The following is a 21,641-nucleotide window of genomic DNA, read 5'->3' on the forward strand; positions in this document are numbered from 1 at the left end:
ACGAGCAGGCCGGAACATGCGAAAGAAGGACAGGCAGGTGCCCGTTTTCATCATCAACCGGCTGTTTCAGGCGATCGGCGTGATCCTCGTCATGTCGGTACTGGTCTTTGTCGGCCTTTACCTGATCGGCGATCCGACCTCGATGCTGGTCAGCCCCGAGGCGACGGAGATCGAACGGCAGGCTCTGCGCAAGGCGCTTGGCCTCGATCAATCGATATGGGTTCAATACCTGACGTTTCTCGGCAATGCCGCGCACGGCGATTTCGGCCGCAGCTTTCTCACCGGCCAGCCGGCACTGCAATTGATCGTCGAACGCATGCCCGCAACCGTCGAACTCGTGGTCGTCGCCATGACGTTTTCGGTCGTCGTCGGCGTTCCGCTCGGCATTTTCGCGGGGCTGCGACCGAAGGCGCCGTCCAGCAAGGCGATCATGACGGGCTCGATCCTCGGTTTCAGCCTGCCGAATTTCTGGATCGGTCTGATGCTGATCATGCTGTTTGCGGTCTATCTCGGCGTCCTGCCGGCCTCGGCGCGCGGGGAAACCGTCAATGTCGGCCCGGTCGCGCTCAGCATATTGACGCTTGACGGCTGGCAGCATCTGGCGCTGCCGGCGCTGACGCTCGGCCTTGCCAAGGCCGCGCTGATCATCCGCGTCACGCGGGCGGCCACCCGCGAGGTCCTGCCGATGGATTACATCAAGTTCGCCCGCGCCAAGGGACTGCGCCCCTCCCGCATTCTCAACGTCCATCTGCTGAAGAACATCCTGATCCCGATCGTTACCGTCGCGGGTCTGGAATTCGGCCAGGCCATCGCGTTTGCGGTGGTCACCGAGAGCGTCTTCTCCTGGCCCGGGATGGGAAAGCTGCTGATTGATTCCATCATCACCCTCGATCGTCCCGTGGTCGTCGCCTACCTCGTCATGATGGTGTTTTTCCTGGTGATCCTGAACCTCGTCATCGACATCCTCTACATGGCGATCGACCCGAGTGCCCGCGAAAAGGTGCGCGACTGATGAGCACGCCAGTGACCGTTTCACCCACTGCGGATGTCGAGGAATCGCCCTTCCGCCGCTTCCTGGTTCAGTTCAGGGAAAACAGGCTGGCCATGGCCGGACTGATCCTGATGATCCTGCTTGCGATCCCTGCCGTCGCGGCGCCGTGGATCGCGCCCCAGAACCCTTACGATATCGGCGCGCTCGACATTCTGGATTCGCAGATGCCGCCCGGCAGCGTCGCCGAGGTCAGCGGCATCACCTACTGGCTCGGCACCGACAGCCAAGCCCGCGACGTTCTTTCTGCCGTTCTCTACGGCATGCGAACGAGCCTGCTGGTCGCCTTCCTGTCCGTAACCGTATCGCTCCTGATCGGTGCGACGGTCGGCCTTTGCGCCGCCTATTTCGGCGGCTGGCTGGATGCCCTGTTGATGCGTATCGTCGATATCCAGCTTTCCTTCCCGGCGATCCTGGTGGCGCTGGTCATGCTTTCGGTCCTCGGCCAGGGGCTGGACAAGGTGATCATCGCGCTCATCGTCGTGCAATGGGCCTATTTTGCCCGGACCGTCCGCGGCACCGCTCTTGTCGAGCGCAATCGCGAATACGTTCTCGCAGCCCGCTGCCTTTCGCTCGGCTGGCGGCGCATCATCGCCCGCCACCTCCTGCCGAACTGTCTTCCGCCGCTGATCGTCATCGCGACGATCGATCTTGCGAACGCCATCGCACTGGAGGCGACGCTTTCCTTCCTCGGCGTCGGCGTTCCGGTCACGCAGCCGTCGCTCGGCATGCTGATCGCCAACGGCTTCGAATTCATGCTGTCCGGTCAGTACTGGATTTCGTTCTTCCCGGGGATCGCGCTGGCCCTCGCCATCGTCGGCATCAATCTCGTGGGCGATCATCTTCGCGACATTCTCAACCCGAGGAACGCCCAGTGATGGACGTGAGCAGCATGCAAACAACCGCGATGACGCGACAGGAGCCACTGCTCTCGATCAAGGGCTTGAAAACCCATTTCGCCACGAGAGCAGGCGTTGTGAAAGCGGTCGACGGCGTCGATATCGAACTCGGTCGCGGCGAGATCCTGGGGCTTGTCGGCGAGTCCGGTTCCGGCAAGTCGATCACCGGCTTCTCCATTCTGGGTCTGATCGATCCGCCCGGCCGTATCGTAGACGGCAGCATCGATTATGACGGCCTCGACCTGGTTTCGATGGGTGAGGAGGCACGCCGGCGACTGCGCGGCAACGACATCGCGATGATCTTCCAGGATCCGTCGATGACCCTCAATCCTGTCCTGCGCATCGACACGCAGCTGATCGAAACGGTCCAGGCTCATGCGGAAGTCAGCACGGCCGAAGCCCGTCAGCGGGCGAGGGATGCGCTGGTGCAGGTCGGGATTCCATCTCCCGACGAGCGCCTGAAAGCCTATCCTTACGAACTTTCCGGCGGCATGCGGCAGCGTATCGCCATCGCCATCGCTCTCATCAACAAACCGAAGCTCATTATCGCGGACGAGCCGACGACCGCGCTCGACGTGTCGATCCAGGGCCAGATCATCTATGAGGTGAAGCAGCTTTGCCGCAGGACAGGCACCGCGCTCATCTGGATCACCCACGATCTCGCGGTCGTTGCGGGTCTCGCTGATCGGATCTCGGTCATGTATGCCGGCCGCATCGTCGAGACAGGTACAACGGCAGACGTGATCGAGAGGCCTCTGCATCCCTACACAAAAGGCCTGATCGACTCCGTTCCCTCGCATGCCACGCGGGGCCACAGACTTCACCAGATCAAGGGCATGACGCCGTCGCTGCTCAACCTGCCCAAGGGCTGCGCCTTTCGTGAACGATGCGAAAAGGCGACGCCCGAATGCCTGGTCGCGCCCGAACCGACCTTGTTGCCGGGCGGGAGATCGGTGCGCTGCTGGAACCCAGCCCTATGAGACAGGATATGACGACAGAAGAAGTCCGGCAGGAGCCGATGCTGGAACTGCGATCCCTCGCCAAGACGTTCACCAAGCCGGTCGGCGTTGCCGGGCACATCGCCAACCTCTTTGGTGCCGGGGTCAAGAGGATCGACGTGCGCGCCGTTGCGGGTATCGATCTTTCCATCGGAAAGGGGGAGGTCGTCGGGATCGTCGGCGAGTCCGGCTGCGGCAAGTCCACGGTGGCCCGGATGATCGCGGGCATCAGCAGCATCAGCGCCGGCACCATCAGCTACAAGGGCGTTTCGTCCGCGGCGATGACGCCCGAGCAGCGGCGGGATTTTGCGCTGAGCGTCCAGATGATTTTTCAGGATCCGTTCGCCTCGCTCAATCCGCGCATGCGGGTGATCGATATCATCGGTGAAGCGCCGGTCGCTCACGGGCTCATCCGCAAGGCCGAGCAGCGGGCCTATGTCGTCGACCTCATGGAAAAAGTCGGGCTTTCCGGCGCCTATGCCAACCGTTATCCGCACCAGTTTTCCGGCGGCCAGCGGCAGCGCATCGGCATTGCCCGTGCCCTCGCGGTAAAGCCGTCGCTGATCATCTGCGACGAGGCGGTCGCGGCGCTCGACGTATCGATCCAGGCTCAGGTGCTGAACCTCTTCATGGATCTGCGTGACGAGCTCGACCTGACCTATCTGTTCATTTCGCACAATCTCGGCGTCGTCGAACATATCTCCGACCGGGTGGTCATCATGTATCTCGGCCGCGTGGTGGAAATCGCGCCGACCGAAGCGCTGTTTTCCACACCCGACCATCCCTATACGCGGCTGTTATTGGAGCAGTTGCCGGTGCTCGAAGCCGGCGAGCGCGACTACAAGCCGATCCAAGGCGAGCTGCCGTCGCCGCTCGATCCTCCATCCGGTTGTCCATTCCACCCGCGCTGCCCGAGCGCGATGGATCGCTGCAAGCGAGACGTTCCCGAACTCAAGGCGATTGGCCCTGGGCGCCTTTCAGCCTGTCATCTCAACGAAGCGGCCTGACCATGCAAACCTCTAAAACTGCCCCGCCCGCCGGAGACACCGCGATCCCGGCGCTTCTCGCCAGCGCGTCTTTTGGCGCGGCGATGAACTCTCTCGCCCAGACGCATGAGCGCTTCATCGGCGAACTGGTGACGCTCACCGAAATTCCGTCACCTCCCTTCAAGGAAGAAGTCCGCGGGCAGGCATACCGGGACATGCTGGAAGCTGCCGGCCTCATGGACGTGGCGATCGATTCCATCGGCAATGTCACAGGAGTCCGCCGGGGCAAGGTTTCCGGCGGGCGCATGATCGCGGTTTCCGCTCATCTCGATACCGTGTTTCCCGAGGGTACGGATGTTACTGTCCGGCGCGAGGGCTTTCGCCTTTCCGCGCCGGGCGTCGGCGACAATACCCGTGGCCTTGCCGTTATCCTCGCCTATCTGCGCGCACTCGATGCCGCCGGAATGGAGACCCGGGACGACATTCTTGTTCTGGCGAGCGTTGGCGAGGAAGGCGAGGGCGACCTGCGTGGCATGCGGCACTTCTTTGCCAATAGCGCCTATCGTGACCGCATCGCGGCTCTCGTATGCCTCGATGGCCCGACGCCGGCCAATACCGTCGTTTCGGCGGGAACGGGGTCGAAGCGCTACCGGGTGACGTTCCGAGGACCGGGCGGCCATAGCTTTGCCGATCACGGCATCGTCAATCCGATGATTGCCGCGGCCCGCGCGGTTGTGGAACTGGGGCGCCTTTCCTTGCCGGACGACCCGAAGACCACGTGCAGTTCCACGGTCATCAAGGGCGGCAGTTCCGTCAACGCCATCCCCGCAGAGGTTTCGCTGATGGTGGACCTGCGTTCCAATTCGGCCTTCGAGCTTGCCGATCTCGATGCCCGTTTTCGCGAGATCGTGCTGCAGTCCTGCCATGTCGAGAACGACAGCCGCTCCATCGAAAAGGGGATTATCGCAGTCGAGATCGCGTTGATCGGCGACCGGCCTGCCGGGGGCACCGTCGACGGTGAGCTGACGCGATCCGCGGCCGCTGCCATCGCGGCGATCGGTCAGGCTCCGGTGTTCAGCTCGTTTTCGACGGATGCCAATGTCGCCATGAGCCTCGGGGTTCCGGCCATTACCCTGTCCTGGGGAGGCAAAGGCGGCGACGCCCATTCGCTGACCGAATGGACCGACGTGGATCCGGCGACGACACTTCCGGAAATGTCGGTCGGGCTGGCCGTGCTGCTCGCCTGCGCGGGCGCCGATATCAAGTGATCGAGGAATGACCGATATGCGGGACGACAAGCCTGAAGCGACACGGCGCAACGATGTTCTCGACGCCGTCCACATTTCACGCTGCGCCGACGCCAAGGCCCAGGCCTTCATCGATCTCAGCGATCGCGTCTGGGGCATGCCGGAGCTGCGGTTCGAAGAGTTCCGCTCGGTCGAGGAGCATATTGCCGCCATGGAAGCCGAAGGTTTCCGGATCACACGCGACATTGCGGGAATGAAGACCGCTTTCATGGCGGAGGCTGGCGAGGGTGACGTCACCATCGGGTTCCTGGGAGAGTTCGATGCTCTGGCGGGGCTTTCGCAGGAAGCCGGCATCACGGAACAGCGGGCTGCCGAGCCGGGAGCCAACGGCCACGGATGCCATCACAATCTCCTGGGCGCCGCTTCGCTTCTTGCCGCGGTGGCGCTGCGGGATGCGCTCGCCGAAAGCGGCGTCAAGGCAAGGGTTCGCTATTATGGCTGCCCCGCCGAAGAAGGCGGGTCGGGCAAGACCTATATGGCGCGGGCCGGCGCATTCGACGACCTCGACGCCGCCTTCTGCTGGCACCCTTGCGTCTACAATGCCGTCATGTCCTCTTCGACGCTCGCCAATATCCAGGCCTATTTCCGCTTCAGCGGCCGTGCGGCGCATGCCGCGATGAGCCCGCAGGTCGGCCGCAGCGCCCTCGACGCCGTCGAGCTGATGAATGTCGGCATCAACTACATGCGCGAGCACATGCCATCGGACGCCCGTGTGCATTATGCGATTACCCAGACCGGCGGCATTTCTCCCAATGTCGTGCAGGCTTCCGCGGAAGGTCTCTACCTGGTCCGTGCGCCGAGCCTTGGCGATGTCCGCAGCCTGTTCGAGAGGGTGCGCAAGATCGCCGAGGGGGCTGCCCTGATGACGGAGACGAAGGTCGAGATGGTGTTCGACCGCGCCACCTCGAACATCCTCCCGAACCGGGCGCTGGAGGAGGCGATGCATCGGCAGTTCGAGAGACTGGGTGCCCCCGGTTTCGACGCGGCGGATTTTGACTTCGCCGACAGGCTGCGCGCAGCCGCCTTGACGGACGACGACGTCCGCGCCAGCGCCGAAGCCTTTGGCGGGCCGGTTGATTATCCGAAATCCCTGCATGACGGGATCCTGCCGCTGCCGGATCAGCCCGGTCTGCTCTTCGGTTCGACGGATGTGGGGGATGTCAGCTGGGTTGTCCCTACCGCTCAGTGCCTGACGGCGACTGCGGCGATCGGCACGCCGTTCCATGCATGGCAGACCGTGACCCAGGGCAAGCTGCCCGCCGCCCACAAGGCCATGGTCACGGCCGCCAAGGTGATGGCGGCAACCGGTGCAAGGGCGATTGCCGATCCGGAACTGCTGTCGCTCGCCAAAAAGGAACTGCATGACCGACGTGGCAGTCAGGTGTATCGGACCCCGCTCCCGGAAGGCAGCGAGCCGCCCACCAAGGCGTGGCGGTAGCGCCTGGACAGCAATGGTTGTTTCCTGTTGATGCCGGCCTGATCGAGCGTGGCCGAAGCTCGGGATTGTTCGGTCGCTTGAGGGTAGAGACCAGAAAGGCCTGTTGCGCGCTCAACCGCTTTCTGCAGGTGGCGCCGGGTCGTGCGGACGGCCCGACGTCTTTTCGGGGAGTTCCCCAGCGGGGTTTCTCAGATCCCGGATCCGTCGAACTGCGGGCCGTCATCGCCTTCCCAGGGTGAAGGCATCGAGAGGCGATCGAGGTTGGCGGAGGGCATCGGCATCCAACACTTCAACTCCGGTTCGGCATACTGGATGATGTGCCCGGGCGAGGAATCGGAGGCACGCCAGCCCTCTCCGCCGAACTGATCGCCATTTGACCAATAGGCAAGGTCGACTTCCGCCGGCCCCTGTTCGGACGGACGGATTGTGACCAAGATCCGACTTCCATTTTTTGGTGCAGTTGCCATGTGGCGCCAGTGGTCTGTCTCGTCCATCAGTTTCCTCCTGCCTTGCTCAGGTCCCAACTGTCGCCTCGCCATCAAAAGCGGTCAACTCAAACTTTGCGAAACCCTCCTCTCGATCGATCGCCGATCGCAAACGGTGAAGCATCGTAAAACGTCGGTCCGCGACCGAAATTGTCCTTTTTCGCTGGCGTAGATCGCACCCCGGTTTTGACGCCTTGTTTCAACGTTTCGAGCGGAAAACGGACGCCGCGGTGGCGAGGGTAGCGATGAAAAACAACGCCGCTCCGGCAATCAACGCCGACGGGAGCGACGTCCAGGTGAGCGCCGCACTCGAAAAGATAATGCCCACGGAATTGGCCGTCCGGAGCAAAGCGAATATTTCCGAACGCTTGGACGGAGGCGCGAGCCCATCGAGGACGACCGAATAATAGGTGCCGAGAGGCGCGATCATCAGCCCCACGACGATGCAGCCCAACGCCGAAAGTTCGACCGAATGGCGCAGCGAAACCAGTATGGCACCGCCGGTGGCTGCCGCCAGGAGGAAGATAACCGTTCCTTGCCGCGCCAGGCGGTTGCGTAAGCTTACCCACACTCCGCCGCACACGGAGGCGATGCAGAGCGCCACCGTGAAAATGATGCCGAGCTCGGGCTTGAACCCGAAATCGAGAGCCAGAGCCACGGCGCCAACCTCGATGACACCGACCGCCGCCCCGCCAGCCATCGAACAGAACAGCCAGAGCAGGATCGAGGGCGTGATCAGTCCTCCCTCCGTCGGTGCCGGCGCAGGCGCGCGGGCATGGGGCATGCGCGGGATGAGGAGGAGCGGCGCGCCTCCCAGAAGGGTGATGACACCGATTGCGAAGGGAGGGGAGACCGAACCCAGAAGAGATGCGGCAACCGGCGCGATGACAAACGTCAACTCGTTCAGGGTCGCCGTGATCCCCAAGGCTTTCAGCAATCGTCCGGGTTCGACGAGATAGTTGAGAAGGGCCCGCATGTAGCCGCTCGCTGCCCCGTTGACGAAGCCGGCGGCAGCGCCGGCAACGATCATCCAGACGAACGGCGCCTGACAGGCGGCAAGGACCGCGATGATCGCGAAGGCGAGGGTCCTGATGGCGATCAGGAATTTGAGATAGGTAACCGCATTGTAGGAACGCCCGAGCCTCGCCACCGGCACGGCGCCAAGAACCTGCGCCAGCGTCAGCGCCATGACGACCGCCGCACCGCTTTTGGCGTCGCCGGTCAGGGGTAGCGCCACCAGCGCGAAGACGATCGGCGCCGCAGCCTGAGGAGTTGAAAGCAGGCCGTTGGAGACGAACCATCGGTGAAGCGCACCGCGCGCGGGGGGCGTCATAGGCAGGATGTCATCGGATATCGAGTTCAAAGGGTTTCCCGGTTTGATGCAACTGGGGCCGTCCCCTGTGATCGATGCTGACAGGCCGTCCCGCAAGCATCGTTCCGACACTACCAGCAACACGCCGGCATGCAACCGCCGCCATGAAACGCCTGTGGCGATACGTTTCTGCGACCGACCAGAACGGTAGAGGTGAACCGATGCGCCAGGCCCGAAGCGGCGGCTGCGCGAGCCGGCCATCACAGGCATCGACAAGCACTGACGGCCACGTCGAATTCAGTGCTCGGGTAGCCTTTGGATGGGCAGCGTCACCGTAAAGGTCGATCCGCGGCCCTTTTCACTCGTTACCCCTATTGTCCCGCCGTGCAGTTCCACGATCTGCTTGACCAGATTCAGGCCGATGCCGGTGCCGGCAATCCCGCTCGAAGTCCTGGCTCTGAAGTAGCGCTGAAACATGCGGGGCAGGTCTTCGGCATCGATACCGATGCCATTGTCGTGGACGGACACTTTCACCGTGTCCGATTCCAACCAGCCGCGGACGTGTATATCCGGCCCGGCAGGGGAATATTTCACGGCGTTCGACAGAAGATTGGTAATGACCTGCTCGAGCATCCCCCGGTCTCCCTCAATCCGTTCGGGCAGCGCGACGAGAGAGGTCAATATGTTATGCGTGGGGCTGATCGACCGCTGGCGGGCGCAGCAGGCTTCGACGATCTCTGAAAGCGAAAGCGGCGCGCAGGATATTTCCATTCCGCCGTGCTCGAGACGGCCTATGGAAAGGACGCTTTCCATCAGTTCGACCATCCGCGCCACGGCCGCCCTGATTCGCCCCGTCTTTTCGGTCACGAATGCCGGATCCAGCTCGGTGCTCCGCCGGCGCAACCGCTGGGCAGCCGCATCGATGATCGCCAACGGCGTACGGAACTCGTGCGAGGCCATGGCGACGAACTGCCGCTGCAGTTCATTGATCTGCCTTTCCTGGGCCAGCATACGTTTCAATTCCTGGGCCTGCCGCTCGATTTCAGCGGTTCGCGCCTGCACGGCCGCCTCCAACGTATCCCTCTGTCTCAAGAGTTCGTCAGAAATCGCGACCGCGGCCGTAACGTCCTGATGGGTGGCGACATAACCGCCGTTCTTCATCGGGTTGTGGGAGATCTTGATAACGCGTCCATCGGCAATACTGATGTTCTCGCTGGCGAAACAGCCCATTTCTGCCGCTTTCGCGACCACGTCGAAATAGGTCGCCATGTCGACCGGTCCGTTGCCCTTGGCGTAGCGATATTCAAGAATGGCATTCAGCGGCGTTCGGGGCAGCGTCAGCGCTTGCGGCAGATCATACATTTGCGCGTAAGCCGCATTGCAGACGATCAGTCTCTTTTCCGAGTCGAACATGCAGAGACCGTGCGGCATGTTGTTGATCGCGGCATCGAGCCACGCGCTTTGATCGGCGAGCTCACTTTCGAGACGGGCAAGCGGAGTAAGATCGTCATCAACCATCGACAGCCACCGGCTTCCATATCGAGCACCGTTCGAATGGCAGCTTCGCCGATGGCACTATTGCAACAGCTATAGGCACATCGAAGAGTAGATTAATCCCTGTCCGCTGGGTGCTGCGTACTCGATCTCCTGACGGTCGGCGATAAACTCTAACGTTTGGATAATGTCGGCCAAAATGTTTACCCGTTATTCTTTGTCATGGGCTCGCGATCTTGTTCCGTCCTGACGGGACCTGAAGCAAGCTTATCGGGCGGCGGCGAGGCGAAATTGCCCGCGGCGTTGGATGCAGGGCTATGCGCAAGAAGCGGCTTGTGAGCGCCAATGCAAAAGATGGGACCGTTGCCGATCCTCGCCCGTCGTTGGGCAGGCCGGCGTGGCGCCGTCATGCAGTCTCGCGGACCACCATCTCGAAGCCGACGTCGATTACGGAAGGTTCTCGTTGCAATCCATTCAGGCGTGAAAGCAGACACTTGGCCGCCCGGCTGCCGATATCAGCACGGTCAACCCGGACAGTGGTCAGTGGCGGATGGGTATAGGCCGAAAAGGCGAAGTCTCCGAAGCCGACAATCGCGACCTGTTGGGGTATGCTCAGATTTCTGGCCTGCACTTCAGCCAGGGCGCCCTGCGCTATCAGGTCGGAGCTGCAGAAAACCGCCAGGGATAAGCCGCCCTCATCCAGGAGTTCTGCCATCATCTCGCGCCCCTCGCGAAAAGAGCCGGGCGCGTTGACCGTTTTGAGGGGCACGTCGAATATTCCGCTTGCAGCCAGGCCTTGGATATAGCCGGCCCGCCGTTGAAGCCCGCGCTCATCCTTGGCGCCGATCTGCGCGTATCGTTCATGGTTCAGGGGAGCGAGATGTTCGGCGACGAGTTGCCCCGCCTTGTGGTGAGAGAAGCCCACTGCCATGTCCAGCGGAGCGGAAGACAGGTCCCAGATTTCCACGATCGGCAACTGTGCCGATCGCAAAATATTGGTGGTCTGATCGAGATGGCTCAAGCCGGTCAGGATTATCCCGTCGGGTCTTCGCGCAAGGACAGCGGAAACAAGCTCGAATTCCCTGGCCGGATCGTAGCCTGAAACCCCGAGCAACAATTGATAGCCTGCGGAAACAAGTTCGGAGTTCAGGCTTTCGATCGTTTCCGAGAACATGGTGCTTGATACCGAGGGAACGACCGCCGCGATCAATCGGCTCTTCCGGGACGCCAGCCCCCCTGCAAGCAGGTTCGGGACATATCCGGTTCTGTCGATGACGGCGCGGACCGCCTGCAGTGTCTCCGGCTTTACCAGGTGAGGGGTGTTGATTGCGCGTGATACCGTGACGGAGGAAACGCCCGCCATTTTCGCGATCTCAGCGAGCGTCACATTCTGTGTACCGGCCGTGCTGTCGCACATATCGACCTTTCTTGCCAAAGCCGCACCACAAAAAACAATTGTTTTGACGGAACGGCGCGAGGGACGTCTCGCGTTTACCGCGCGTTACACTAGCGTCGAAAGACCGCCTCATCAATGTCCCTCGATTGGCGATGCCAAACAGAAATCATAATATGAGAAAAAGCGAATTTCATAAAATATAGTATCTGTCGTCTTTTTTTGCTTGCGTAAACCGCGTCTCATGGCATCATGAAAGCGCTTCCATAAGCCAAGAGGAGGGCTTGGAGGCCGGAGTAGGGCGGTGCCCGTCAATAAGGAGGAGATAATATGACGTTTAAGCGGTTGGTGAAGATTGCGGGTTTTGCAAGCCTGCTCATGGGCGCTGCGTTTCAACCCCTGAGTGCTGAGGAATACCCGTCGAAGTCGGTCACGATCATCGTTCCGTTCGCGGCTGGCGGCAACACCGATGCATTTGCCAGACTTGTCGGACAGGAACTCGACAAGCGGTTCGGTCAGCGCTTCATTATCGAGAACAAGCCGGGTGCCGGCGGCAATGTCGGCCTGGGCGATCTCTCGCGTGCCAAGGCGGATGGATACACCTTGGGCATGGGTACGGTCAGTTCGAACGCGATCAACCAGACCTTGTACAAAGTGCTGCCTTACGACAAGGACAAGGGATTTGCCCCTGTCTCGCTCGTGGCAACCCTTCCCAACGTCTTGGTCGTCAATCCAAAACTCTCGGTCAAAACGGTGCCTGAACTGATCGACCTCCTGAAGAAGGAGCCGGGGAAGCACACCTATGCCTCGTCCGGTGTCGGGACCTCGATACATTTGGCCGGCGAGCTGTTTTCCACCCGGGCCGGGGTCAAGATGACCCATGTGTCCTACAAGAGCAGCAGTCAGGCGATCATGGACGTCGTGGCAGGTCACGTCGACATGATGTTCGACAATATCCCCACCGCGGCCGAGCAGGTGAAGGCCGGGAAGGTCCTGTCGCTTGCGGTTACCAGTGCGGGAAAGGCCGACCTGCTGCCCGAGACGCCGACCATGGCGAGCTATTTCCCGGGGTTTGAGGCGACATCCTGGCATGGCCTGTTTGCACCTCCCGGAACGCCTCCGGAAATCGTCGAGAAAGTCAGCAAGGCGGTCGGAGAAATCCTTCGCGAGCCTGCGATGCGCCAGAAGCTCGAAGGGATGGGCGCAAAACCGGAAGGCAATACGCCTGCCGAATTCGCCAAGTTCATCGACGTCGAGACGAAGAAGTGGGCTGAGACCATCAAGGCCGCGGGAGTGCCGCTGCAGTAGCCTTAAACCAGCGGCGCGATCGCTGACCACGCCCGGTTCGTGGCTCGCTCCAAGCAGTTCCGGCTCATGCCTGCCGGGACTGCCTTGCCGGCGATCGATCCCTGACGCCCTTTCGTGCCCGTAACTCCGACGGTGGAGCCTGTGAATGGTAGGTATTCGTAACGGCCGCGACTTCGTTGGTGGCCTGAGCATGATGGTCACCGGAGGCCTGTTTCTCTGGTTCGGCAGAGACCTCGAAGTCGGCAATTCGTTTCAGATGGGGTCTGGATACTTTCCAAGACTTCTCAGCAGCCTGTTGATACTGATCGGCCTCATCATGGCGGCGAAATCGGTTGTCGTCGAAGGCGATCAGGACGCCGATACGCCTTTCAATCCGAAAGCCTTTCTTCTCGTCATCGGCGCCCCGCTTTTCTTTGCCTTCGCGCTCACGCCGCTGGGTCTGGCGCCGACGGTTTTCCTTGTGACGGCGGGGGTGTCGTTTGCCAGCATCTACGTACGCTCGGTAAGGGCTCTGGCCCTGGGAGCAGGTCTCGCTCTGTTTGCGTCCATCCTGTTCACGCGCCTGCTTTCGCTGCCGCTCGAAATATTCGGTCCATGGTTGAGTTTTTGACGTCGCTCCAACCTTGAGACACCCGAAAAAAGATCGGAATGCCTATGGAATTTGTTTCAGATCTCTGGCTGGGCGCCTCTACCGCCTTTCTGCCGATGAACCTTGTCTATTGTTTCGTCGGCGTCCTGCTGGGAACCGCGATCGGGGTTCTGCCCGGGCTCGGTCCGACGGCGACGATCGCGATGCTTTTGCCGATGACCTTCGAATTGCAGCCGGTGTCGGCGTTGATCATGCTCGCCGGGATTTTCTACGGCGCCCAGTATGGCGGCTCGACGACAGCCATTCTCATCAATCTCCCGGGCGAAAGCTCGTCCGTCGTAACGGCGATCGACGGCTACCAGATGGCGAGGAAGGGTCGGGCGGGCGCAGCACTTGCGACTGCGGCGCTCGGGTCGTTTTTCGCCGGCACGGTTTCGACATTGCTTCTGGCGGTGGCCGCGCCGCCGCTGGCCGAGATCGCGCTCAGCTTCGGCCCCGCGGAATACTTCTCGCTGATGATACTCGGTCTCGTCGCGTCTGTCGCACTTGCCAGCGGGTCGCTCCTGAAAGCCTTCGCGATGATTGTGTTCGGTCTCGCACTTGGCCTTGTCGGTACGGATGTCGAGACGGGAGCAGCCCGATACACGTTCGGCATCCCCGAATTGTACGACGGTCTGAATTTCGTCGCGGTCAGCATGGGTATTTTCGGCATCTGCGAAATCCTTCGCAACCTGGAGAGCGAAAGCGAGCGGACGATCGGCGTCAAACGCGTCAGCGGGCTGATGTTGGCAAAGGACGACCTCAAGCGCATCGTCGCGCCGGTGTTGAGGGGGACCGCGCTGGGCTCCATTCTCGGCGTTCTGCCGGGGGGAGGGGCGATGTTGTCCTCGTTCGCTGCCTACGCGCTGGAGAAGAGGGTGTCTTCCAACCGCGCCGAGTTCGGCAAAGGCGCCATCGAGGGGATCGCCGCACCTGAATCCGCCAACAACGCCGGAGCGCAGACATCCTTCATACCGATGCTGACGCTCGGCATTCCCGGCAATCCGGTCATGGCCCTGATGGTGGGCGCGATGATCATCCAGGGCATAACGCCCGGACCGAACGTGATCTCCTCGCAGCCGGCGCTGTTTTGGGGAATGATCGTCTCCATGTGGATCGGCAACCTGATGCTGGTCGTGCTGAACCTGCCGCTGATCGGGCTGTGGGTCAGGCTGCTGACGGTGCCTTACAGCATGCTGTTTCCGGCCATCATCGTGTTCTGCTGCATCGGCGCCTACAGCATCAACAACAACATCTTCGACGTGCTGGTCATGGCGGGCTTCAGCGTCGTCGGGTTTGCGCTGAGCAAGATGCGTTTCGAGCCCGCGCCCCTTCTTCTCGGGTTCATTCTCGGGCCCATGCTCGAGGAAAATCTGCGCCGCGCCATGCTGATCGGGCAAGGAAATCCTTCAATCTTCGTCACGAGCCCATTGAGTCTGGTTTTGCTTCTCATCGCGGTCGGCCTTCTGGCGCTGGTGCTTTCACCGCGGATTCGCAAGACACGAGAGGAAGCGTTCGTCGAGTAGGGCCGCTGTGACGCGAAAATTTCAGACAGGGCAGTTCTTACAAATCAATCACGTTCGAAATCGAACAGGAGGAGGAGCAGGCATGCGCAGGATAGGAAAGATTTCACTTGCGGCGCTCTTCGCGTCGGGAGTTCTGATTGGCTCTGCCGCGGCAGACGAGTTCGTTTATGTCGGGAATGCCGACAGCAACGACATCAGCGTATTTCGGATGGCCAAGGAGGACGGCGCGCTGTCCTTGATCGAGACGGTCCCGTTCGCCGGCGTAGAGAAGCCCGGCGGTTCGGTCCCCATGGCGGTGAGCCCCGACAAGCATTTCCTGTATGCCGGGATCAGGTCGCAGCCTTATATGGTGCTGACCTTCTCGATCGCCCCGCAAACGGGGAAGCTCACCCAGATCGGCAAAAGCGAACTGGCCGATAGCATGGCCAGCATCGATACGGATCACTCCGGCAAATATCTGTTCGGCGCCTCCTATGGGGGGCACAAGGTGAGCGTCAACCCAATCGCCAAGGACGGAACGGTCGGCGCGCCATCGCAGGTCATCCCGACGGGCCAGAACGCCCACGCCATACATCCCGACCCCCAAAATCGCAGAGTATTTGCGACCAACCTCGGATCAGACCAGGTCGTTGCCTTCAAGTTCGACAGCGAGACGGGGCAACTGACGGCCGATCAACCGGCATCGATCGCCTTCCCCGCGAAATCGGGCCCGCGGCACTTGACGTTCGCGCCGGACGGCAAGTTCGTCTACGTCGTGGACGAACTGGACGGCCAGGTGTCCTCCTTCTCTTACGATGCGGTGACCGGCGCCTGGAAAAATATCGACAGGCAAAGCGCCTTGCCCGATGGTTTCAAGGACAAGATCTGGGCCGCGGACCTGGACATCACGCCTGACGGCCGCTTTCTCTATGCCACTGAACGGACCTCGAGCACGATCAAGATCTTCGGCGTCGATACCAGTACCGGCAAGCTGACCGCGAGAGAAAGCGTTCCGACCGAGACGCAGCCCCGTGACATCAAAGTCGATCCGTCCGGCTCGTACCTTGCCGCCGCAGGCGAGACGTCGAACTCCATGACGCTCTACTCCATAGGCAAGGATGGAAACCTGACCAAACTGAAGTCCTATCCGGTGGGCAAGAAGCCGAACTGGATCGAGATCGTTTCACTTCCATAAAGGCCCCTGCCGCGGTTTTCGTCGGTTCAATCGAAGTGACGCGGCCAGATAACGTATCAATGCGGAACCTGTTCACGGGTTTCGCACCTCAGACCTGATCGGATGAAGAATTCCATGCCCCACGACACCTCTTCAACGCGTACCGAACCGACCGCCATGTCCGGCAACGGCATTGCCTGGGTCAAGCTCTCCGCTATCCATCTGCCCCTGAAAACACCCATCAGCGATGCGAAAGTTCTCACCGGCCGGCAGAAGCCGCTGACGGAAGTCGCCTTCCTCTTCGTCGAGATCCAGACACGAGACGGTCACTCCGGCTTGGGTTTCAGCTATTCGAAGCGGGCAGGCGGACCAGGGCAGTTCGAGCATGCCAAGGAGATCGCGGCCACATTGATTGGCGAGGATCCAAACGACATCGCCAAGATCTGGTTGAAGCTTTGCTGGGCTGGTGCGTCGGTCGGGCGCAGCGGTCTTGCAGTTCAGGCCATCGCGGCCTTTGACATAGCTCTCTGGGATCTGAAGGCGAAACGTGCCGGCCTGTCGCTTGCAAAATTGCTTGGCGCACATCGAGACGCGGTCCAGTGCTACAATACGTCCGGAGGCTTCCTGTCATCGTCGATCGACGAGATACTCGACAATGTCGAGCAATCGATCGAAGCGGGTATCGGCGGCATCAAGATCAAGGTCGGGCATCCCGACGCTGCGACCGACATCAAGCGCGTCGAAGCGGTGCATCGCCGTATCGACGGCCGTGTTGCGATGATGGTCGATGCCAATCAGCAATGGGACAGGCCGACCGCCATGCGCATGGGGCGCCGGTTGGAACAATACGATCTGACATGGATCGAGGAGCCTCTCGATGCCTATGACGCCGAGGGGCATGCGGCGCTTGCCGCTCAACTGGACACCCCGATCGCGACCGGTGAAATGCTCACCAGCGTTCTGGAGCATGTGAGCCTTATCGATAACAAATCGGTGGATTTCATTCAGCCCGATGCGCCGAGGGTAGGTGGCATTACGCCGTTCCTGAAGATCTGCTCGCTTGCCGAAGCCAAGAAGCTCAGGCTGGCGCCTCATTTCGCGATGGAGATCCATCTTCATCTCGCCGCCGCCTACGAACTCGATCCGTGGGTCGAGCATTTCGACTGGCTCGATCCCCTCTTCAACGAACGCCTGGAGATCAGCGACGGGCGCATGATCGTCCCGACGCGCCCAGGCCTTGGCTTCACCCTCTCGGAGCAGGCGCGGAAATGGATAAGGGTCGAGGCCGAGTTCGGTAAGAGGCCGTAGACAGGATTGGAGTGATGCCGATCTTCACGCACAAGGCAGCGGGTCCGGATCGCTGATCGCCGAAGCGGTCAAGGTTGCGCCGCTTCGCCAATTCATGGCGGGTCTATCAAGGGAGACGAGCGATCGGAGTCCGTTTCCCCAGCCTTCGACGGCCGCAGAACCCTGCGGCCAGCCCTTCGCCAGCGGGCAAGCCGGCGTGACGGATAATCATGGATAATATGGTGGTGCGCCGCTTGTCCTTGCGATCAGCAGCCTGATCCCATCCGCTTTCCGCTTGAGGGATCGAACAGGTGAATTCTCGCAGGATCTCCGCGCACGTAGAGTATTTCACCGACATTCACTTCGCGGTTTCGCGGAAACTCGACCGAGAGCATTTTCGAATGGCCGACCTCCATATAGCCGTAGGTCTGACTTCCCAATCGTTCGGCAACCATCAGCTCACCGCTGAACCAGGCTTCGTCCGCCGGACATTGAGTGAGATCTTCGGGCCTGATGCCGAGCACGACATCCTTTGACGCGGAGCGAGCGACCTCCGCCCCTCCCAGCCCAATGGTCCTGCCGAGTGCAAGGATCGTTTTGCCCTCCGTCGAAAGTTCGGCGGGCACCGTGTTCATCGTTGGGCTGCCGATGAAGCGGGCAACAAACAGGCTGGCTGGCTTATGATAGAGCTCCAGCGGCCTGCCAATCTGCTCCACCACGCCTCCGTTCATCACCACGATCCGGTCGGCAAGGGTCATGGCCTCGACCTGGTCATGGGTCACGTAGACAGTGGTCGCTTTCATGCGGCGATGCAGCTTGGCGATTTCCAGGCGCATTTCGACGCGCAGGGCGGCGTCGAGATTGGAAAGCGGCTCGTCGAAAAGAAAGGCGGAAGGTTCTCGGACGATCGCGCGTCCCATCGCGACGCGCTGTCGCTGGCCGCCCGAAAGTTGCGCAGGACGGCGATCAAGGTAATCCTGGATCTTCAGGATATCTGCAGCCTGGTTTACCCGGTTTTCGATGTCGCGCTGATCGCCGCCGCGCATCTTCAGGCCGAAGGACATGTTCTCCCGAACGCTCATGTGGGGGTAGAGTGCGTAGTCCTGAAAAACCATGGCGATGTTACGCTCGGCAGGCGGCAGAAGATTGACCACCCGGCCTTCGATGTCGAGTTCGCCGCCTGAAATCTCCTCCAGCCCTGCAATCATGCGCAGCAGGGTCGATTTTCCGCAGCCGGAAGGGCCGACCAGGACCAGGAATTCCCCGCTTTCGATCTCGATATCAATGTCGTGGATGACCCGCAGAGCTCCATAGGATTTCTGGATTTTCTTCAATGCAATGCCGGCCACGGCTTTCCTCCTCGACACGATTTTCGTGCTTGACGCCAAATATCGATATCAATATCAATAATGATAACTTTGAAAATGCGCAACCGGCTGGATCGACTTACATGGCGTATTTTTCGTCTCGACCGACATCGACAAAACCTCCCAAGGCAGGCGTCGCCTTCAATGCGTTGAAGCGCGACATCATGCTCGGGACGCTGGCGCCCGGGACCGGGCTGCCCGAGCTGGAGCTGGCCGCGCATTTTCAGTGCAGCCAGGGGACGGTGCGCGAGGCGCTGCTTCAGCTGCAGGAAGAAGGGCTTGTCCGTCGTCAGGGGCATCGGGGCACGCAGGTTTCGGAATGTACCGAGGACGAGGCGATCGAAATGTTCCGGCTGCGCCAGCAGATCGAAGGCAGCGGCATGGCGCGTGTGATGCGTGCGCCGAGCCGGACGCTGGTCAAGGAGCTCAATGATCTCCTTGAGAAGATGCTTGTCGCGGCCGGGGCGGGCGATGAGCTGGAGCTTGCCTCGTTCGACCGCGATTTCCATCGCCGAATCTTCGAGGATGCCAACCTGCCGGCGCTCGACCCGATCCTGCATCGCTGCCTGGTTCATAATCACCGCTTCAAGATTTCCCGCAGCCCGATGGCGCGTGATCTCGAGGCGACGGCGCTGCGCCATCGCAGCATCATCGATGCGATCGAAGGCGGCGACGTAAGGCGTGCCACCGCCGCCATGCATCATCATATCGCGACCATTGTCGACTTCGGCCCGGAAGTCTTCCCGGAGGTGATCCAGTGAGCGACGGTGTCGAATTGTCGGATGTCCTGTCGGACGAGATGGTGGCGCTCATGGAGCGGGTTCTCTCCGAACTGGGGCCGTTACCGGATCCGACAATGCTGCCGCCCGCGGAAGGCCGGGCACAATCGCTTGCCGCCAATGTCCGCTGCAACGTCAACCTGCCGCGGATGGAGAGCGTGACGGAGCTCGTGGTTGCAGAGGACCTGAGCCTTGGTTCGGCACGCTGTCGCCTGAAAGTGCTGGTGCCCCCTGGGGCCGGGGCTGGCGCCATTCTCTTTGTTCATGGCGGCGGTTTTGCGTTCTGTTCGCCCGAAACCCACGAGCGGTGCGCCCGGGTTCTTGCACTCGAAAGCGGTCTGCCGGTCGTTTTGCCCGATTATCGGCTGGCCCCGGAAAATCCCTATCCGGCGGGTCTGAAGGATGTTGTCGCCTCCCTGCGCAACCTCTTTGAGGTGACGGCCGCTGCCGGGGTTCGCCACGGCCCATTGCTGATTTCGGGCGACTCCGCAGGTGCCAATCTTGCTCTTGCCGCGATGCTGCACGAACAGGCCGAAGGCCGTGCGGGGCCGGACGCGGCGCTGCTTTTCTACGGCTGCTACGCACGCAGCTTCACGACGCCATCCTATGTCCGCTTCTCCGAGGGCCCCGCATTGACGCGCGGAAAGATGCAGCGGTACTGGTCGTTTTATGCCGGCGGGCGCGTGGTCGAGGAGGACCCGCTTGCCTGCCCTCTCGTGGCTTCCGATGCGGCTCTCTCCGCGCTGCCGCCGCTTTACCTGATGGCGGCCGCCGTGGATCCGCTGCTTTCCGACACCCTGAGCCTGAGCCAGCGCCTCAGGTCTCTTGGCCGTAACGACGAACTGCACATCGTGCCGGGCGTCATCCACGGTTTCCTGCAAAACACCAACGAACTTTCGGCCGCAAGGGAGGCTCTGGCGGCCGCCGGCAATGCAGCAAGGCGACTGACACGACGTCCATGACATAAACAAAGGAGGAGGAGACTATGAGATTTCTGAGGACAATGGCGCTCGGCGCCGCTCTTGCGGCTTCGGCCGCTTTCAGCCAGGCAAAGGCGGAGACCGTCCGCTTCTGGTACCATTTCGACAATCCGGCGAACCCGATGTCGGACCTGGTCAAGAAATTCGAGGCAGCCAATCCCGGTATCAAGGTCGAAGCCGAGAACGTGCCGTGGAACAGCTATTACGACAATCTCTACACCTCGCTGGTCGGCGGCAATGCGCCCGACGCGGCGATGGTCAAGCTTTTCGCGCAGCCGAGGCTCGCCGAAATGGGCGCACTGGAGCCGATCGGCAAGCAGATCGACAGCTGGAAAGGCAAGGCCGACCTGCTGGACAACCTGCTCGAGCTGAACAAGGGGCCTGACGGCAAGCAGTATTACCTGCCGATCCAGTACGTCGTCCTCTATCTCTATTACCGTACCGATCTCTTCCAGGCAGCCGGCCTGCAGCCGCCGAAGACCTGCGAGGAATTCCGCAACGCCGCCATCAAGCTCACCAATGCACCCCAGACCTATGGCTTCGGCCTGCGCGGCGGCAAGGGCGGCTGGGATCAGTGGGGTGCCTTCGTTCTCTCTCAAGGCGCCGAACTGAAGCCGGGCGGTCTGACCAAGCCGGAGGCTATTGCCGCCAACCAGTGGCTGATCGATCTCTTCCAGAAGGACAAGGTCATTCCGCCGTCGGCGACGAACGACGGTTTCCAGGAAATCGTCGCGGCCTTCAAGTCCGGCAAGACGGCGATGACCATCCACCATATCGGTTCGTCCAAGGATCTGGTTGCCGCACTTGGCGACAAGGTCTCAGCGGTGCCGGTTCCGAAATGTGGCAATGGCCAGTGGACGTCCTATGGTGACGAGTCGCTGGCGATCTTCTCCTCGTCCAAGGTCAAGGATGCGGCCTGGAAGTGGATTTCCTTCCTGGCCGAAGGCCAGAACAACGTCGCTTTCAACAGCGCGACGGGTCAGCTGACGGTCACGAAGAGCGGCTCCGCCGACTGGAAGCTGCATGAGCGCCGTTTCGTCGAGGCAACTGTTCAGTCCCTGCCGTTCGCCAAGGTGCTGCCGCAGACTTCGGCGGTCTCGGAATTCGTCAACACGGCCTGGCAGACGAACATGCAGCAGGCGCTGACGGGCCAGATCACGGCGAAGAAGATGATGGAACAGCTGCAGACGCTGTTTGCTCAGTAAAGCCGCTCCGGTCCCGGCACGCTATGTGTCGGGACCTTCCTTCTCCGC

At 61.2% G+C, this 21,641-nt stretch carries 19 protein-coding genes; 14 read left to right on the forward strand and 5 right to left on the reverse strand.

From position 1 onward, the window contains the following. The first annotated feature begins 37 nt into the window (after positions 1-37). The 6 genes from J2X76_RS15185 to J2X76_RS15210 are packed head-to-tail and all read left to right on the forward strand — an operon-like array spanning position 38 to position 6,676. The gene (locus tag J2X76_RS15185) at positions 38-1,012 is read left to right on the forward strand and encodes an ABC transporter permease (protein WP_310217586.1); all 975 of its coding nucleotides are present in this window, start codon (positions 38-40) and stop codon (positions 1,010-1,012) included. Next, positions 1,012-1,926 (forward strand): ABC transporter permease, encoded by a 915-nt coding sequence (locus J2X76_RS15190; RefSeq protein ID WP_310217588.1) that lies wholly within the window; start codon positions 1,012-1,014, stop codon positions 1,924-1,926. The genes J2X76_RS15185 and J2X76_RS15190 overlap by 1 nt, the downstream gene beginning before the upstream one ends. Beyond that, positions 1,926-2,927, forward strand: a complete 1,002-nt coding sequence (locus J2X76_RS15195) for an ABC transporter ATP-binding protein (protein ID WP_310217590.1) — start codon at positions 1,926-1,928, stop codon at positions 2,925-2,927. Before J2X76_RS15190 ends, J2X76_RS15195 begins: the two co-directional genes overlap by 1 nt. An 8-nt stretch (positions 2,928-2,935) precedes the next feature. Beyond that, positions 2,936-3,952 (forward strand): oligopeptide/dipeptide ABC transporter ATP-binding protein, encoded by a 1,017-nt coding sequence (locus J2X76_RS15200; protein WP_310217593.1) that lies wholly within the window; start codon positions 2,936-2,938, stop codon positions 3,950-3,952. 2 nt (positions 3,953-3,954) lie between these two features. Then, positions 3,955-5,199, forward strand: a complete 1,245-nt coding sequence (locus J2X76_RS15205) for a M20/M25/M40 family metallo-hydrolase (RefSeq protein ID WP_310217596.1) — start codon at positions 3,955-3,957, stop codon at positions 5,197-5,199. 16 nt (positions 5,200-5,215) lie between these two features. Beyond that, a complete protein-coding gene (locus tag J2X76_RS15210) occupies positions 5,216-6,676 on the forward strand; it encodes a M20 family metallopeptidase (RefSeq protein WP_310218057.1) in 1,461 nt (486 codons plus the stop codon). A 188-nt stretch (positions 6,677-6,864) separates the two neighbouring features. Here the strand turns inward: J2X76_RS15210 and J2X76_RS15215 are convergent, their stop codons facing one another. From J2X76_RS15215 to J2X76_RS15230, 4 genes are all read right to left on the reverse strand, one after another. After that, positions 6,865-7,170, reverse strand: coding sequence for a hypothetical protein (locus J2X76_RS15215; protein ID WP_310217598.1), 306 nt, complete (start codon positions 7,168-7,170; stop codon positions 6,865-6,867). A 190-nt stretch (positions 7,171-7,360) separates the two neighbouring features. Next, positions 7,361-8,524, reverse strand: a complete 1,164-nt coding sequence (locus J2X76_RS15220; protein WP_310217600.1) for an MFS transporter — start codon at positions 8,522-8,524, stop codon at positions 7,361-7,363. 246 nt (positions 8,525-8,770) lie between these two features. After that, positions 8,771-9,991: an ATP-binding protein gene (locus J2X76_RS15225; RefSeq protein ID WP_310217602.1), complete on the reverse strand. Its 1,221-nt coding sequence runs from the start codon at positions 9,989-9,991 to the stop codon at positions 8,771-8,773. A gap of 382 nt (positions 9,992-10,373) precedes the next feature. Then, positions 10,374-11,384, reverse strand: a complete 1,011-nt coding sequence (locus tag J2X76_RS15230; RefSeq protein WP_310217604.1) for a LacI family DNA-binding transcriptional regulator — start codon at positions 11,382-11,384, stop codon at positions 10,374-10,376. A gap of 306 nt (positions 11,385-11,690) precedes the next feature. Between J2X76_RS15230 and J2X76_RS15235 the strand changes: the two genes are divergently transcribed. The 5 genes from J2X76_RS15235 to J2X76_RS15255 all read left to right on the forward strand — a co-directional run bounded on the left by J2X76_RS15235 (position 11,691) and on the right by J2X76_RS15255 (position 17,283). Beyond that, entirely contained in the window at positions 11,691-12,668 is a 978-nt protein-coding gene (locus J2X76_RS15235; protein ID WP_310217605.1) for a tripartite tricarboxylate transporter substrate binding protein, read from the forward strand. A gap of 145 nt (positions 12,669-12,813) precedes the next feature. After that, the gene (locus tag J2X76_RS15240) at positions 12,814-13,278 is read left to right on the forward strand and encodes a tripartite tricarboxylate transporter TctB family protein (RefSeq protein WP_310217607.1); all 465 of its coding nucleotides are present in this window, start codon (positions 12,814-12,816) and stop codon (positions 13,276-13,278) included. Between the two features lie 44 nt (positions 13,279-13,322). Next, positions 13,323-14,822 carry a tripartite tricarboxylate transporter permease gene (locus tag J2X76_RS15245; RefSeq protein WP_310217608.1) on the forward strand — a complete coding sequence of 500 codons (1,500 nt, stop codon included), beginning with the start codon at positions 13,323-13,325 and terminating at the stop codon, positions 14,820-14,822. A gap of 7 nt (positions 14,823-14,829) precedes the next feature. Continuing rightward, complete coding sequence (locus J2X76_RS15250; RefSeq protein ID WP_310217610.1) at positions 14,830-15,996, forward strand: beta-propeller fold lactonase family protein; 1,167 nt, start codon at positions 14,830-14,832, stop codon at positions 15,994-15,996. 114 nt (positions 15,997-16,110) lie between these two features. Next, positions 16,111-17,283 carry an L-talarate/galactarate dehydratase gene (locus tag J2X76_RS15255; RefSeq protein WP_405030040.1) on the forward strand — a complete coding sequence of 391 codons (1,173 nt, stop codon included), beginning with the start codon at positions 16,111-16,113 and terminating at the stop codon, positions 17,281-17,283. A gap of 245 nt (positions 17,284-17,528) precedes the next feature. On the opposite strand, the gene J2X76_RS15260 is transcribed toward J2X76_RS15255, so the two are convergent. Continuing rightward, positions 17,529-18,611: a sn-glycerol-3-phosphate ABC transporter ATP-binding protein UgpC gene (locus J2X76_RS15260; protein WP_310217613.1), complete on the reverse strand. Its 1,083-nt coding sequence runs from the start codon at positions 18,609-18,611 to the stop codon at positions 17,529-17,531. Positions 18,612-18,712: 101 nt separating this feature from the next. Between J2X76_RS15260 and J2X76_RS15265 the strand changes: the two genes are divergently transcribed. From J2X76_RS15265 to J2X76_RS15275, 3 genes are read left to right on the forward strand one after another with little or no spacing between them, the layout of a single operon-like run. Further along, positions 18,713-19,390 carry a GntR family transcriptional regulator gene (locus tag J2X76_RS15265; protein WP_310217615.1) on the forward strand — a complete coding sequence of 226 codons (678 nt, stop codon included), beginning with the start codon at positions 18,713-18,715 and terminating at the stop codon, positions 19,388-19,390. After that, a complete protein-coding gene (locus J2X76_RS15270) occupies positions 19,387-20,370 on the forward strand; it encodes an alpha/beta hydrolase (RefSeq protein ID WP_310217618.1) in 984 nt (327 codons plus the stop codon). Before J2X76_RS15265 ends, J2X76_RS15270 begins: the two co-directional genes overlap by 4 nt. Positions 20,371-20,393: 23 nt before the next feature. Continuing rightward, complete coding sequence (locus tag J2X76_RS15275; RefSeq protein WP_310217622.1) at positions 20,394-21,593, forward strand: sugar ABC transporter substrate-binding protein; 1,200 nt, start codon at positions 20,394-20,396, stop codon at positions 21,591-21,593. The last annotated feature ends 48 nt before the right edge of the window (positions 21,594-21,641 follow it).

It is taken from the genome of Neorhizobium sp. 2083, from assembly GCF_031455615.1.
In the GTDB taxonomy this organism is placed as follows: domain Bacteria; phylum Pseudomonadota; class Alphaproteobacteria; order Rhizobiales; family Rhizobiaceae; genus Neorhizobium.